The 14,384-nt window shown below is 37.5% G+C and carries 16 protein-coding genes and 2 riboswitches; of the genes, 3 read left to right on the top strand and 13 right to left on the bottom strand.

Going from position 1 to position 14,384, the window contains the following annotated elements; translation table 11 throughout:
* Positions 1-141 precede the first annotated feature (141 nt).
* From LGQ02_RS01160 to LGQ02_RS01140, 5 genes are all read right to left on the bottom strand, one after another.
* Positions 142-672 carry a DUF4269 domain-containing protein gene (locus LGQ02_RS01160; protein WP_226516434.1) on the bottom strand — a complete coding sequence of 177 codons (531 nt, stop codon included), beginning with the start codon at positions 670-672 and terminating at the stop codon, positions 142-144.
* Between the two features lie 114 nt (positions 673-786).
* On the bottom strand, positions 787-1,212 hold the full coding sequence (locus tag LGQ02_RS01155) for an NUDIX hydrolase (RefSeq protein ID WP_226516433.1): 426 nt from the start codon (positions 1,210-1,212) through the stop codon (positions 787-789).
* A 31-nt stretch (positions 1,213-1,243) separates the two neighbouring features.
* A complete protein-coding gene (locus LGQ02_RS01150) occupies positions 1,244-1,981 on the bottom strand; it encodes a class I SAM-dependent methyltransferase (protein ID WP_226516432.1) in 738 nt (245 codons plus the stop codon).
* Positions 1,982-1,992: 11 nt separating this feature from the next.
* Positions 1,993-2,250 (bottom strand): hypothetical protein, encoded by a 258-nt coding sequence (locus LGQ02_RS01145; protein WP_226516431.1) that lies wholly within the window; start codon positions 2,248-2,250, stop codon positions 1,993-1,995.
* 29 nt (positions 2,251-2,279) lie between these two features.
* Positions 2,280-2,735: a hypothetical protein gene (locus LGQ02_RS01140; RefSeq protein ID WP_226516430.1), complete on the bottom strand. Its 456-nt coding sequence runs from the start codon at positions 2,733-2,735 to the stop codon at positions 2,280-2,282.
* A 147-nt stretch (positions 2,736-2,882) separates the two neighbouring features.
* On the opposite strand from LGQ02_RS01140, the gene LGQ02_RS01135 reads away from it, so the two are divergent.
* Together LGQ02_RS01135 and LGQ02_RS01130 are read left to right on the top strand one after the other, a co-directional pair.
* Positions 2,883-3,482, top strand: coding sequence for a LysE/ArgO family amino acid transporter (locus LGQ02_RS01135; RefSeq protein WP_226516429.1), 600 nt, complete (start codon positions 2,883-2,885; stop codon positions 3,480-3,482).
* Positions 3,483-3,744: 262 nt separating this feature from the next.
* Positions 3,745-4,191, top strand: a complete 447-nt coding sequence (locus tag LGQ02_RS01130) for a ferritin-like domain-containing protein (protein ID WP_226516428.1) — start codon at positions 3,745-3,747, stop codon at positions 4,189-4,191.
* A gap of 281 nt (positions 4,192-4,472) precedes the next feature.
* Here the strand turns inward: LGQ02_RS01130 and LGQ02_RS01125 are convergent, their stop codons facing one another.
* Entirely contained in the window at positions 4,473-5,012 is a 540-nt protein-coding gene (locus LGQ02_RS01125) for an LOG family protein (protein ID WP_226518180.1), read from the bottom strand.
* 776 nt (positions 5,013-5,788) lie between these two features.
* Positions 5,789-5,874: riboswitch (cyclic di-GMP riboswitch) on the bottom strand.
* A gap of 281 nt (positions 5,875-6,155) precedes the next feature.
* Between LGQ02_RS01125 and LGQ02_RS01120 the strand changes: the two genes are divergently transcribed.
* Complete coding sequence (locus LGQ02_RS01120; protein ID WP_226516427.1) at positions 6,156-6,326, top strand: hypothetical protein; 171 nt, start codon at positions 6,156-6,158, stop codon at positions 6,324-6,326.
* 98 nt (positions 6,327-6,424) lie between these two features.
* On the opposite strand, the gene LGQ02_RS01115 is transcribed toward LGQ02_RS01120, so the two are convergent.
* The 7 genes from LGQ02_RS01115 to LGQ02_RS01085 form a co-directional block, all read right to left on the bottom strand.
* Positions 6,425-7,330, bottom strand: coding sequence for a hypothetical protein (locus LGQ02_RS01115; RefSeq protein ID WP_226516426.1), 906 nt, complete (start codon positions 7,328-7,330; stop codon positions 6,425-6,427).
* A gap of 383 nt (positions 7,331-7,713) precedes the next feature.
* Positions 7,714-7,986 (bottom strand): HU family DNA-binding protein, encoded by a 273-nt coding sequence (locus tag LGQ02_RS01110; RefSeq protein ID WP_226516425.1) that lies wholly within the window; start codon positions 7,984-7,986, stop codon positions 7,714-7,716.
* A 104-nt stretch (positions 7,987-8,090) separates the two neighbouring features.
* Positions 8,091-8,372: a hypothetical protein gene (locus tag LGQ02_RS01105; RefSeq protein ID WP_226516424.1), complete on the bottom strand. Its 282-nt coding sequence runs from the start codon at positions 8,370-8,372 to the stop codon at positions 8,091-8,093.
* A 565-nt stretch (positions 8,373-8,937) separates the two neighbouring features.
* Positions 8,938-9,021: riboswitch (cyclic di-GMP riboswitch) on the bottom strand.
* A gap of 459 nt (positions 9,022-9,480) precedes the next feature.
* Entirely contained in the window at positions 9,481-10,767 is a 1,287-nt protein-coding gene (locus LGQ02_RS01100; protein ID WP_226516423.1) for an MFS transporter, read from the bottom strand.
* A gap of 67 nt (positions 10,768-10,834) precedes the next feature.
* Entirely contained in the window at positions 10,835-11,968 is a 1,134-nt protein-coding gene (locus LGQ02_RS01095; protein WP_226516422.1) for a winged helix-turn-helix domain-containing protein, read from the bottom strand.
* Positions 11,969-12,343: 375 nt separating this feature from the next.
* Positions 12,344-12,610 (bottom strand): hypothetical protein, encoded by a 267-nt coding sequence (locus LGQ02_RS01090; protein WP_226516421.1) that lies wholly within the window; start codon positions 12,608-12,610, stop codon positions 12,344-12,346.
* 162 nt (positions 12,611-12,772) lie between these two features.
* Positions 12,773-13,942: an FAD-dependent oxidoreductase gene (locus LGQ02_RS01085; protein WP_226516420.1), complete on the bottom strand. Its 1,170-nt coding sequence runs from the start codon at positions 13,940-13,942 to the stop codon at positions 12,773-12,775.
* Positions 13,943-14,384 lie beyond the last annotated feature (442 nt).

Genomic DNA, 14,384 nt, shown 5'->3' with positions numbered 1-14,384 from the left:
GTTCTATGTAACTACTTATACGAAACTTACCTTCCTGCATTCCAATGGAAAATACTAGTTATTTATATGGAAAGCAAAGACATCTCTTTATATACTGAGGAAAAATGTTGCATTATCATATTTATTAATTTATTTTCACTGCTAAATAAGCCCGTTCTGTTTACCGAACTCAACCAAAGCCTCATATGGGTCTCCTGCTAACCCGAGGATTTTACAAAATGCCGGTTCCGTTTTATAACCTTTTTCTTTCAAAGCGATGACTGCTTCTCTTAGATGGGGCTGCTGTTCCAATACCGAGTGCTCAATGACCATATGTAGGTAAGCATATTGCTCTTGCACAGGTTGTGGCTGACCAAATAATTCAAATTCAAACGCTTGAAAAATAAAGTTGGCTTTTATAACAGACAGTCCTCTTATCGTGCGTCTCTTCAATCGAAATTGTTCCTTTCCTCTATACAAAGCTTTGACCTTCTTTTCAAACTGAAAGAAATCAGTCACTTCCATAATCACATCTAAATCAGATCCTTCTACATCAATGCCGATTGGCAACGTGCCGCAAAGAATAGGTTTAAAAGCAGCTAGGTCTTCCATCACCCCTAATTGGCGTATCGCTTGATAAGCAAACTGTTGTTTTTCGTTCCCATATTGTAAATAATCAATTGATTCGAACATGATCGACTCCTTGTCATTTATCGGGATGAGAGTATTTTGTCGAGTACTGTGATTTACTTGCGGCTTTTGGGATGTGGTGACTTTTCTCGTTTCTCCACGACTTCCAAGATTTCTTCACGAATTCCGCGAACAAGTCTCCCGCTTCTCTTTTTCCATCAAATAAATCAACAAATTTCGATCTTCAGGAAATGAAAGCTCTAACTCTTTTAATTCTTCTGCGTTCTTCCAAGCAATTTCATAAATTAATTGATCTGGGTCTTGAATTTGCTCTTCTCCCCCAATGACATTAACGCAAAAGTAAGGGACTTCGACACGAGCCTCCGAGCACTTTTTCACGAAAACTTCGTCTACAACTTCTACTTCATATCCTGTTTCTTCCCAAACCTCACGAATACAACATTGTGCAAATGATTCGTTCGGTTCCTTCCCACCTGATGGGACCGACCACTTCTTTTTTTCCTCTGGCTTTCCTTGTAACACCATTAACAATTTCCCTTCATTATTGATGCAAACAGCTGCTGAGCCTTGCCATTTCTCCATTTTGCCAGCCCCTTTTCCAAAACACCCGCTACTAAAAGGTAAGAATAAACGCTTTTAACTTATATTTACCGTAGTCAAGCAGCCATTCATCGTAAAGATCGTTCATATCCATTTCGTGAACATTGAGCTTTTGTTTTTTGAAAAAATCTTGCCATGTCTCGTAACTGAAAAGTCCTAACGTATGAACGTCTTGATGTATGGAAAGCTTTCCGTTTTCACGAATAAGGAATACCATTGCGGCTTCGTAAGTCTTGTCAGAGGTAATATAATTGTTTTCAAAAATCGTGATATGCACATTGTCTTTTGCTCCATTATATGCAAAGTTATTCTCATGAAAACTTTCCTTTGGATGTGTGACGATGAGGATCACGCCATTTCTTTTACAATGTTTTGCTGCATTTTGTACAGCTTGTTCAGCCTCTTCTTCTGTTGTCATATACATAATTGAATCTGGAATCATGACAACATCGAATTTTTCACCAAGAGCGATCGTTCTCATATCGCCTTTTATATACGTCACTTCAGGGTTTCGCTCTTTCGCAATTTCAAGCATGCCGTCACTTATATCGACCCCTGTAACATCAAAATGCTTTTTGAAATGAAAGTCGTGACCACCAGCACCAGAGCCAAAGTGGAGCATCGTCTTACAATCAAGAGTTGTATGTTTTTTGATTGCGTCAATATATCCCCTTACTTCTTCTTCATACTCTTCTGGAGGCGCAATAATTCGTTCCGTCCACGCGAGATCGTTATATCCTTTCCATGTCAAGAAAACACCACCTATTTTCTGATACCTACTAAAAGTATGACAAGGCCTGTGAAAAACATTAACGGAAACATTATCATCATTAATGCGATCGCGGCAAAGCCACTTCCTTCATGGATTCCGTACAAAATAGAAACAATCCATGAAAATATAGGCGCAACCACAAACATCGTAGTTAAGCCACAAATGATCCACCTTTTTTCACGATATTTTTGACCTATAAATAACGCGACGATGATTGATAATCCAAAAAGAATCAATGCCACTTCCATCTGAACTCCCCCTCAACCCATACGATTAGCTACCAAGTAATCTCGAGCATCCCGGTTGCGCTGTCTCGTCCGTGCAAAAAAAAGTAGACCCTCTCTTTGACTTCATTTATACGAAAAACACCACCATAGCCATGAATTCTATAGTGTCCATCATCATGTTTTTCGTTCAGCTCTTTTTCATCATCTCTCATCCAAGGGACTTCATCCACCTTTTCTCCGCCTGTAATGACTTCTAGCTTGAAGTCGCCTTCTTGCAACCGAAGATTGTAATCAAACGAATACTGATTATCAGCTGGCTCAAAAGAGTAAATGATCTCTCCATTCAACGAATCGACTTCTAAGTCAATATCTCCATATTCGACATGCTCTTTAAGAGTAAGGTAACTACCTTCAACCTCAGACATTACCTCCGGGCTTTCGCACCCATTCATGATGAGCACCACAATCAATAACAACAACGACAAGAAAACCTTAGTTGTCTTCATCTATATCTTGGTCCCCTCCTTTTTTTCTGAATATTATGCAATTTACCACTATAACCATTTTAACATAATTATCCATTTACAAGTGTTTGTTACCTTTTATATTCATGCTAAAATGTTCATAACGAAATGCGAAAAAAGGAGTAAAGAATGGAAGCTTTTATATACGGATTCATTTTAGCTTTTAGTCTCATTCTGCCAATGGGACCACAAAACGTTTTTATTTTTACCCAAGGCATTAACCAACCTACATACAGAAAAGCACTACCCTCAATTTTGACGGCTTCGATTTCTGATACGCTTCTCATTCTCGTTGCGGTGTTTTCATTAACAATGATCGCTGACATCTTTGAAAACTTGAGACCAATCCTTCTTATCGGTGGATTTGTCTTTTTGCTCTATATGGGGTGGACAATTTGGAAAGCAAGTGCGAAAGAGCGTGACCAAGACCCTCCAGCCACAGCGAAAAAACAAGTGGCTTTTGCTGCATCAGTTTCTTTACTAAACCCGCATGCATTACTCGATACGATTGGCGTGATCGGCACCCAGTCCCTTATTTTTTCTGGCGTTGACAAGTGGCTTTATATGACCGCGACGATTTCCGTCTCCTGGTTGTACTTTTTCATGCTTGCTCTTCTTGGTCGACTCATTGGCCATAAAGATAAAAACTTTATTTTTCGTACCGTGATTAATAAACTTTCAGCCATTACGATGTGGGTACTTGCTATTTACATGCTCTTTCACTTGTAAGTCCTGCAAAACAAAACTCAAAATGTCGGGAGAAGTTTCTCTGACGCTACAAAATACGAACATGCAGAAGGTCCAGAAATCCTGACAGCACCGATAAGCATAGTAAAATTTGGATTCCAATTGTAAAAAATAATGGCTCGACTGAACACACGTGTACTTTTACAGGTGTGCTTTTTCTTTTCACTTTTCAATACACAAGCACTCATCCGCTCACACCTACATTAACTAATGGTAACTACGTTTTTCAGGAGGGGAAACTCCTATGTATCCAAATCATTATTATTACTATAATCCATATTACCGTGGCGAGAACCAGTCAGCTCTGGCTAAAGATATGATGAAGGCGATCAATGACGAGTACAGTGCCATTGCTTTTTATAGGAAATTAGCAGATATGGCACATACCGATGAGGCAAGAAGGCAAATTCTCGAGATTCGAAAAAATCACGTACGGCATTTCGATGAATTTAATCGTATTTATAAAAATTTAACGGGTAGAAAGCCAACCCCTGAGGTCAAAGAAGAGTGTCCCAATACTTATAGGGATGGGATTTTAGCAGGGTTCAAAAATGAACAAAAGACTGTTAATTTTTATTTAGATATTGCAGATCGCACTCAGGATGCTTCCATAAAAGAAATATTTAGACGTGCTGCAGCAGATGAACAAAATCATGCGGTTTGGTTTTTATTTTTTCTTCAACAACATTAGACCGAACTGCTATGGAGCAACAGTTGTCCCTAATGAGCTAAAAAATAGATAGGCGCTGGTAGGAGCAATCCACCAGCGCTTTTTGTACCGTAGTTGTTTCGTTTTTTCATTTAGCGATTTACAAGCGAGTTTTCATCGGTTCTTTGCGAGTTTCTTCAGTTACTTGTGACTTTCCTTTTTACTTGCGAGTTCCTTGATTTACTTGCGAGTTTCATCAAATATTTGCGACTTTACTCAGATACTTGCGACTTTCACTACATACTCATTTTTTAAAACGTCGATTAGTAGTTTTGCAACTTCCGAAGTAAATTCGCTGCATCCTTTTCCATGACAATCAAATCCTTGTACTCTTTTTTTACAAAGCCTTGTTCAATCATGTGATCAAATAAAGAAACGAGCGGTGTGTAATAGTCATTTATGTTCAGAAGTGCGCACGGCTTATCATGATAGCCAATTTGTGCCCATGTAAATACTTCGAACCACTCTTCTAATGTACCTGCCCCTCCAGGTAGTGCAATAAAGCCATCAGCATATTGGGCCATGAGCGCTTTTCTTTCATGCATATCTTTAACAACATGCAGTTCGGTTAAGTTTTCATGTGTGATTTCAAGACTTGCCAGCTTTTCAGGCATGACGCCAATCACTTCTCCGCCTGCATCAATTGCAGCATCGGCAACAGCTCCCATGCAGCCGACAGTCGCTCCTCCATACACCAGCTTGATTCCATTTTCAGCAAGATGCTTCCCTAGTTTTCGCGCTTCTTCCATATAAATGGGGTCATGCCCTTCACTTGACCCACAATAAACAGCAATTGTTTTCATCATTTCAATCCTTTCCTAGTCATTATGTTCCTTTATTGTATTACATTTTCATGAAAAAAATAGCTGTTGGATGTAGAGTTTTGGCATGTGTATTTTTATTAATTATATCGTCTTTTATATTCGTTTTTTCGGCTGTTTATTCATGGATTGAAGCGTACAAATTTGAACCTGCTTCAGCTGAACCTGCTTCAAAAATGTAGAGTTCAAAAGCTAAAAATATCTAAGTATTACAGCGAAATTCAAAGGTCAGACAACCACCACCTCACCACGCGGGATAGCATCATAATCTACCTGCTTTCCAGAATATCTTTCAGCCTAAATAATACTGCATAACTACTCAATTTTTCTCTGCCTATCGACAAATAAAAACAGCCCCCACCAGAGAGCTGCTTTTTCCTTCTTCTATCATACGATCTTTTCGATCAATCCATGTTGTTTGTTAAGAGAATATATTTTATTTTGCATTTACGTATTCTTCGCGAATAACGAGTTTTTGCCATTGAATTTGATCTTGAACGCTATCTTTTGTTTCCTTGTTTCCTTTTTTCACTTGGTTGTCTTTTTTCATTTTGAATTCCTCCATTTTTCATCGATGGGATGATGTTTTTTTCTTGGTGGTTTAGTTAAACTAGTTTATCTCAATGACGAACGGGTCATTGGACGTATTTACGACCTTCTTGCTAAAGATTTTCTTTCTAGCAAGACTCATTCGTTTTCGACACTGTTTTCATTACAAATCCAAACTACATGTCCCCGTTTGTCATTTGAGGGTTTCTTTCGGTAACTGGCTGGCTTATTCGACTTGAACGTAGCCCCTATAGTTTTGCGTCACCATCTTTCGGTGGCTTTGCCGTTTCGTACACCGCAATTTGGATTTGACCCAAAGATGATGTAAGAAGAAGGTTATAAGTATATTATATACCATTGTCTGAACATTCTCAATAGAAAGAATAAGAAATTTCGACATTTTTTTCTTGTTTTCCTTTTTCTAATAAATTGGCGCTCTTAAAGCTTATTGCTAATTTAATGAAATGCCTAAGGCGCACCCATGTATCTTTAAGTCTAAAAAGAGAAATTGCTGTGAAATTGCATGATTTTTCATCGCTGATACATACTAAAGTTGACTTAGGGGGGTGAAAAGTCATGGCTTATAAAAACAATAAAAACAACCGTAACAACCATAAAAATAACAATAAAAACAAAAATAAAAATAACCAATTAAACCTCAACAATACGAGTACAGAATTCGCAAATGAAAATGATGCTCAAGATTTAAACAACCGGAATAATCGTAACAATAACCAAAACAACTAATGGTGAAAAAAAAACGTACAAAAGTTCTTTGCTCGCTTTCACCACCTTCGTTAGGCTGTAACTAAAAAACCCCACTTGCATAGTGGGGTTTTTACTCATTAATATACTAACTGAGATATTGTATGAATATCCTCTTTTGCAGATTTGGCATTTGGATTTCGGATAAGTCTGAGCCATATTTTTGAGATTGTCCGGCTCCTGTCCCGCTTACTATCAACGATAAACGTGATTGGCTTGTTCCGTAATGCTGTTTCCTTGATCAATCGATTGGCACGCTCAACTAAGGATGGTACATCAACGTGATGGTCATCATTGTACAGTTTGACAATATCAACATTATCGTCAAAAGGAAGAGCTTCCATATCTTTCATCCGCATATCAACAAGCACATTACCACTTGGGTCATATTCCTCTAAAAAACTATGGTCAATAATTTGAATAGGAAGGCTTTTTGCTAAGCTAGGGAAAAAGATGAATTTCCCTCTTTTAATAATCAAGATTTCCTTTATATCGTTTAATGCATTGCTTGTCCACTGCATAAACAATGTAAGTAATAAGACTGCAGCTGGAAAAATTAGAAACGGTTTCAGTATATAATCGATTGGATTAAAAGCAATCGCCCACACATGTATATTTAATAAGTTAAAAACTGCATATGTTAAAACCATGCTCATGATCGTAGTAGAGATAGCAGAATAAATTTTCCACTCATTTTCTTCCTTTGCATCATGAAAGTAAATATGACTCGCCCACTGCTTTGTAGTGATATAAAAATCTTTCATACGACTGAATGCATAACTTGTCCATTTCACGAATAGGATCATCAATAAGAGAACAGCAGGGAAGACGATCAACGGTTTTACCAAAAATTCGACCGGTTGAAAGCCCATCGTCCATACGTACACATGAAAGTAATTATAAATAGCATAGGTCATCGTTAAACTAACTAAGATATAATACACCATTGTGTAGTTGCTTTCATTTCTTTTTTCACTGCTCAACATATGTAACATCCCCTTAAATAGTTTGTCCGCTCTCGGTTTGCACCCATTGTAGCATGTAGAAATTGTCACTTTTTAAGAATCGTTAAACAATTTCTTTCATAGAATGCGAAGAATCGGCACTACTATTTGCTCGGAGGATATTGATTTTGTCTAACTTTTACCGCTTTGTGCATATTTCGTCTAAAGAAACTCAGTGACCACTAATTTAACCAAAAAGGCTCTTTACGTTTAAATAAAACTTGGCTTATCTCTTAGTAAGCGAAATGTGCTTACATAGAAGCACTTATGCTTTAGTGCAAGTCCTTAATCTGTAAAAAAAGAACTCCACCAATGGCGGAGTTCTCTTTTTTACTTTGTCTATGAAACATTTAAGCTACTTTGACTTATTTTACTGAATCTTTTAATGCTTTACCTGGTTTGAATGCTGGTACTTTAGAAGCTGGGATTTCGATTTCTTCCCCAGTTTGAGGGTTACGACCTTTTCTAGCCGAACGCTCACGTACTTCAAAGTTTCCAAATCCGATAAGTTGTACAGACTCTTCTTTTTGTAAAGACTCTGTAATAGTTTCGAAGATTGCGTCTACAGCTGTTGTTGCATCCTTTTTCGTGAATTCTGCCTTCTCTGCTACTGCGTTAATTAATTCTGTTTTGTTCATGTTTCTCTCTCTCCTTCATTTTTCGAATATTTACCTTGTTTCATACACAGCATTATCGTACAACAAATTAACCCAAAATAACAATGTTGACAACGATAATACTTTTAATGATCCTGATGATTCGTCTCAAAATGATTCTTTATTAGTGTTGACCGATTTTCAAAATTTAAAACAATGAATCTATGATTTTTCATTTTTTTTCGAACCTTTAATTCTTCGATCATGTAAACCATCTCTGTTTTAATCTCAGAAGCCTTTTCAAATTCATACGCATTCCTTGCAAATGCAAGCTCTTTCACTAAGTACTGATACTTTTCTTTTAGTTCCTCCGTTGTTTGGTCAGGTAAAGCTAGCATTTCTTTTACGTTAGGATCGACTTTATACATTTGCTTTCTCCTTCCATCAACTTTTTTTAGAAACCGTATTAGTTGAATTAATTTCATAACTCAAAATATGATGCCTAATTCCGAATGACGAGCGTGAACTTCACTTCAGGAGGACGCTTTCCCGAGGGCTTGCCTTCAGCTAACTTAGGAAACGGAATTTTGAAATTGATTCAGTTATGTAAATGAATATGATTAAGTGGAAATAGATAGTCGTATTTTATATTTTCAAAAAATTATAGATTGAAAGAGACAATGGTTGCCTTCAATCAGCCTCTCTATCCCAATAAACTCTAACTTCTTTCATATTAAAACTCTCACTACATTTCGTACACACGATGAACGGAGCGTGTATCGGGATGCGATAACAAATTTCTTGATGTGAAAATTGCTTATTACACATTTTACACGAAGGTTCGTAACTGATCCTGATCGCTGCACATTCTAGATGATCAACTTTAATTTTCTTCATCGAATTCCCTCTTTATCTAACATGATCAATGTATAGTCAGCGTCTAGATGAATATAAAAAAATACACCCCGAACCATACAGGATGCATTATCCTGAAACGGTAGCTGGCTGGCATTGCTCATTGCTTTAGCCCCTCTAGCTTTGCGTCACTATATTTCCATAGTTTTGCCATTATCATTTCATTACACTTAAATACGTACAAAGACTAATGAGAATTATATTATATGTTTTGAAAAATAGGAAGATATATAGACAAATTCCGACAAATGACTCATTCGGGTCTCAGACCTTTTTACATGTATTAGATCGGCTTTTTTCTCTTTATGTAGAGAGTGGAATTTTATTCATTTTTGGGTCTTTATTATTCGTCAAATCTCCCGTTTATTCATGAATTGAAGCCTACACGTTTGAACCTGCTTCAGCTGAAGCTGCTTCAGCTGAAGCTGCTTCGATTTTGTAGGGTTTAATCCCAGAGAAATCGCGAATTACGTTGTGAAAAACAAAGGTCAGACAACCTCACACTGAAAGCCTCTCCCTTAATACGAAAAACCTTCGACGTAAACCGCTGCATTATTATCAAAAAATAGTGGCCTCCCCTTAAGGAAGACCACATACCGTAAATATTCCCTAATGTATTTATTACTTCTCTATCGCTAATGGGAGCTGTTCTTTCGAAGCATCTCCCCTTTTAAATAACGAAGAATCGCCTATAACTAATATTGTACCGAGCACCACTAAAGACGTTCCACTTGTGAGAAGAATGGCAACCACACCAAATTGCTGTACAAGAAAACCACCGACCAACGGAGATATTAATACGGTCAAGCTGATCACGGAGCTGGCAATTCCAGATACACGTCCGATATCCTTGTCGGTCGTTTCGGTTTGGATCATGAACTGGAACGTTATTGTTAACAAACCGACACCGAGACCGCCGACAAAGCCAAGTGCAACAGGTATCCAAATCATGAATCCCTCTCGCAAAAAACCGAGACCGCCGAATGCAGCACCAATCAGCAGCATACTTGCGCCAAAGAGCCACCCGTAATGGGTCAAGGTCTTAAAACGATTTAAAATCATAATCATCGTTACAGCACCTAGGCCAGTGGCACCCATTAACCAGCCGGCGATTTCAGGTAAATGTGGGGCAATCTCTCTGAACAGCACTGGAAATTGGAAGTCGACCATTTGCAGCGCTGTAAATCCGAGAAAGACCGCAGTTAAGCTTACATAAAGAACCCGTGTTCTTAAGACAACGCTCCAGCCTTCCCGCCACGATGACCAAAAACTGCTTTTCTGAGTCTCATCATCTTTTTTTACCGTTGTTTGTTCTGCCATCTCTTTATTAAGCAAAATGAATAGCAAGATAAATGCTGAAATGGTAAACGCGATTGCATTAATTAAAATACAAAGCTTTGGCGAAACAAAACCGATGAGTGTTGCACCAACAAATGGTCCAATAATTTTCGAAAGATGATTGACCGTCCCGTTTAGTGTCACCGCCTTCAAAATTAGCCTCTCTTCTACCACAAGTTTGATAAGTCCTTGTTGTGCCGGACTGTGAACGACATTGACTGCCGATCTTAATGAAATAATCACTAACGCGATCCACGGTGTATTTGTAAATAAAAGCAAGACTGTCAGTACTGCTGTCGTGAAATCGGAGATCATCATAATTTTTACTTTATGAAATTTGTCTGTCAATACTCCAGCAATTTGACCGAACAGTACTTGCGGCAAAGCAAATGCGACAGGAATCAATGCGATCACGAGTGGACTTGTGTGCCACACATAACTAAATAAAATAATAATCGCGACCATGTCAAACCAATGACCTAGCATTGAAACAGAATAAGAAGCAAACAGCTTCATGAAAATTTTATTTTGCCAAATTGTAGGCTCTTTCGAATTTATACGTTCTTCCATTAATGCCTCATCCCTTCAACAAATATGTGATTTTGTTTAAGGGTACCGCACCAATGTCAGAGGAATATCAGAGATTTTCATCAAATTCTTTTTTTATTAACTTCTTTACTTCCGACAACCTATAACGTTCATTTACTTCTTCTTTTTTTAGCCAAACCATCTCCGCGGCCTCTTTATCGTGATAGATGGTTGTTAATTTTTCTGCGACAAACAGCGTAACGAGCATATGCATCGCAAACTTTGTTTTTTCAATAATGGTAAACGACTGCGAAATCAAGTCGAGCGCTTTAGTACGTTGCTTTCTTTGCAGTAAATAGTAACCTTTTAGTAACAAGAATAACCCATACTCCCTTTGAAATGACTGCTTTTCGAAAAACTGTTCCAACGTTTCGATTTTTTCTTCCGCGAGCTTATGATTCTTTGCACAAAGCGCATATAACAGCCACCATACTTGGTAAAACCCATAGAACCCTGGCATGTCGGTCGTAATCCGTTCATTGGATTCCACAAGCCTAGCGTGTGCTTCCTTCAACCTATCTGATTTAATATCAATTAAAATTCGAAAAAGACCGATGTCTTCATGATACCAAGGTTCAGCTATATTCTGGGATTGCTCGTATTTGATCAAGGTTTTCTGCATTTTTTCAACGTCGTCTTCAAGCAAAACGTCCAAGCCGAGTAATGGAAAAGCTCTCTTCTCAAACGGAAGCGACGAGCGAAGGAGCGTTATGAAATCCCCTTGTAAAAAATGAAGTGTGGCCTCCTGTTCCTCATCAAGCTGTAGTCCGAATGTATTTTTGTCCAATAACTGATGTATCGCTTCTCCCTGTCCATAAAGGTGATATTTATATATTAAGTTTTCTGTTAGTTTGCGGATTTCTTGATCCTGACTGAAAGGAAGCGTCGTTGTTCTACTTTGTTCGGTAAAAACAAGTTTGTATCCATAGCCTTTAACTGTTTCTATTTTTATAAGGTGGCTAAGCGGCTTAAGTTTTTTTCTTAACCGGTAAATATGATCATCTACAGTTCTGTCAGAAGGAACTTGCAATGGCCATACTGCATCAAGAAGCTGCTGACGGGACAATGCCTTGTTTACGTACTCATGTAAATATTGAAGCAGCAAGTATTCCTTTCTAAGCAATTTGACCACCATTCCATCAATATTTACAGAATAATCGTCAATATGGAACGTTAACCCCAATGCCACTCACCTGCCTCGACAAAAATTTAAGTTATTAATATTATCATACCATTCATCGTGTGCATATTTTGGTAACTTTATTGGCATACGGTGCAGGTTTGTATTTTTATTCATTCCAACTTCACTCGCATTCGTTTTTCCTCCCGTTTATTCATGAATTGAAGCGTACACATTTGAACCTGCTTCAGCTGAAGCTGCTTCGATTTTGTAGGGTTAAACGACAGAGAAGGCACGAATTAACACGCGAAAAACAAAGGTCAGACAACTGTAATCGTATATATAAACATGTAAAAAGCAAAAAAGACTGTATAACCACATATACAGCCTTTAAATATTTATAAATGGATGCCTGTTATAATAAACGACCTCACAATTCTAGTCACTGAATACCTTGATATCATACAAAAGAAGCTGGAACGTGAAAAAAATGGTCGTAGGTAACGCAAAATAAGCTACCATAAGTGGCATTCCTTCTATGGTGTTTGAGGCGGCTAAACTATAAGCCGTTGCTTCTATCATAAACGAGAGCATCAACGCTGAAGTGATGCTAAGCGTGAGTTTTACCCCTTTTCGTTCCGCTTTGCCTTCCGCATAACAGCCAATGCTAATCAATAATAAGATGATGAATAAAATGAGATACATATAAACCTCCACAATTTCTGTTTAAATGTTTCTATCAAATTCGTAAAATACTTTCTACTACCAAATCATTTACATGATCACCTTATCTTACCATAAAATATCCAGTTCCACTTTGAGATAATACAACAGATATTGTCATGATAATCATCATCATTTCGATTTTCAGGATATACTGCGTACAATCCGTTCTGCTGCTTTCCTAGCTCCAGAAATATTTCTTGCGACTGGACCTATTTCCAATTCGCTTAATGGTCCTGATACGTATAAATGTTTACACCACTCTAAGGAAGGTTGAATAATTGGATATCCACATTTGGCACACTGTAACTGCTCTTGTTTTATTAGATTTGTTAGCCATTCATCATTTGGCCTATGAGGAATAAATCCAGTTGCTAATAATACAGTATGACTAACGATGTTATACCCATCATTTAATGTTAGCTTTATTTCTTTATTATTTATTACGGAACCACCTTGAACTTCGCCATCGATTATATTAATCTTTTTTTCCTTATCTAACCGGATTAACTTTTTATATAAATCCTTTGGTAAAGAGCCTTTATGTCTCGCTTGGTTGATTAAAATACGTCGTTTTTCGAAGTCTTTTATTCCCTTAAAATAGGACATGAACTTCGGTCCTAACCACCCAGGGTCACTATCAAATGATTCAACTCTAAACGGGTGTCTTTTCAATAAAGTAACTTTACCTGGATATAGTCTAGATAATTTAATGGTTAAGTGTGCAGCAGTAATTCCGCCACCTATAACTGTAATAGGGGGCGAAAATGTATTCAAATCACTGACATTCTCATCATAGATGTGGTGTATTGGTAGCTTACCTGAATGAAGTGATTTCACCCAACCAGGAATATTCAGTTGATTATTTACGCTAATAGCAATGACAATATTTTTCCCAAAAATAACTTCACCATTTACCGTATGGACTCTCCAACTCCCCTTTTCCTTTGAAACATGATTGACTTTCCCTTGAAGCCAAGACTTTTGTAAATTGATTCTATCTAACGTGATATCACAATGTTCGTTGAATAAGTGCAATGAAGGCCTATCATATGGTCCATAGAACACTTTTTCCTCGTTTGTTTTTTTGGCATACTTCTCCAAACCTAAGGGGTCCATATCGATATGGTGAACAGAGGGAGAGCGAAGATATTCCATTCCTATTAACTGAGTATTTCTCTTCCATTTATATAATGGTTCGGGGTTAGGGTCTATGATTTTTAACTTATCTGTGGTTGTCTTTCCACTCTGTATTAAAAAATTAGCGACAGTACACCCATGTACCCCTCCACCTATAATAATCCAATCGTACATATAATCACCCTCCCACTATATAAATCGTAATAATTACGTTTTATATAATATACGAAACAACGAACAATTACAACCTTAAACGGATAGTCCATGGTCCAGACTAATCCGCTAGTTGCTGTGCACTAACTATATATCTTCCTAATTTTAAAATTATGAATATTTTTTAGGTGTGTATTTTTATTCAATTTCCAGCCTCTCGTATTCGCTTTACCTCTCGTTTATTCATGAATTGAACCGTACAAGTTTGAACCTGCTTCAGCTGAAGCTGCTTCGATTTTGTAGGGTTCAATCTTCGAGAAATCTCTAATTACAAAGCGAAAAACTAAGGTCAGACAACCACCATCGTAAATACTAACTTTAAACAAACAAAATAGACTGTATTCCCACATCCTCAGCCTTAAATATTTATAAATTAACCTCTTCCAACCGTCTACGCCCCCGC

Origin of the sequence: Bacillus shivajii (assembly GCF_020519665.1) — a bacterium.
Lineage (GTDB): Bacteria > Bacillota > Bacilli > Bacillales > Salisediminibacteriaceae > Bacillus_CA > Bacillus_CA shivajii.
This window is presented reverse-complemented; position numbering and strand designations above follow the sequence as displayed.

Bases quoted from the DNA above. Each gene is read 5' to 3' on its own strand.
- LGQ02_RS01160 (WP_226516434.1), bottom strand. From the start codon at position 672: ATGTTCGAATCAATTGATTATTTACAATATGGGAACGAAAAACAACAG.
- LGQ02_RS01155 (WP_226516433.1), bottom strand. From the start codon at position 1,212: ATGGAGAAATGGCAAGGCTCAGCAGCTGTTTGCATCAATAATGAAGGG.
- LGQ02_RS01145 (WP_226516431.1), bottom strand. From the start codon at position 2,250: ATGGAAGTGGCATTGATTCTTTTTGGATTATCAATCATCGTCGCGTTA.
- LGQ02_RS01140 (WP_226516430.1), bottom strand. From the start codon at position 2,735: ATGAAGACAACTAAGGTTTTCTTGTCGTTGTTGTTATTGATTGTGGTG.
- LGQ02_RS01135 (WP_226516429.1), top strand. From the start codon at position 2,883: ATGGAAGCTTTTATATACGGATTCATTTTAGCTTTTAGTCTCATTCTG.
- LGQ02_RS01130 (WP_226516428.1), top strand. From the start codon at position 3,745: ATGTATCCAAATCATTATTATTACTATAATCCATATTACCGTGGCGAG.
- LGQ02_RS01125 (WP_226518180.1), bottom strand. From the start codon at position 5,012: ATGAAAACAATTGCTGTTTATTGTGGGTCAAGTGAAGGGCATGACCCC.
- LGQ02_RS01120 (WP_226516427.1), top strand. From the start codon at position 6,156: ATGGCTTATAAAAACAATAAAAACAACCGTAACAACCATAAAAATAAC.
- LGQ02_RS01115 (WP_226516426.1), bottom strand. From the start codon at position 7,330: ATGTTGAGCAGTGAAAAAAGAAATGAAAGCAACTACACAATGGTGTAT.
- LGQ02_RS01110 (WP_226516425.1), bottom strand. From the start codon at position 7,986: ATGAACAAAACAGAATTAATTAACGCAGTAGCAGAGAAGGCAGAATTC.
- LGQ02_RS01105 (WP_226516424.1), bottom strand. From the start codon at position 8,372: ATGTATAAAGTCGATCCTAACGTAAAAGAAATGCTAGCTTTACCTGAC.
- LGQ02_RS01100 (WP_226516423.1), bottom strand. From the start codon at position 10,767: ATGGAAGAACGTATAAATTCGAAAGAGCCTACAATTTGGCAAAATAAA.
- LGQ02_RS01090 (WP_226516421.1), bottom strand. From the start codon at position 12,610: ATGTATCTCATTTTATTCATCATCTTATTATTGATTAGCATTGGCTGT.
- LGQ02_RS01085 (WP_226516420.1), bottom strand. From the start codon at position 13,942: ATGTACGATTGGATTATTATAGGTGGAGGGGTACATGGGTGTACTGTC.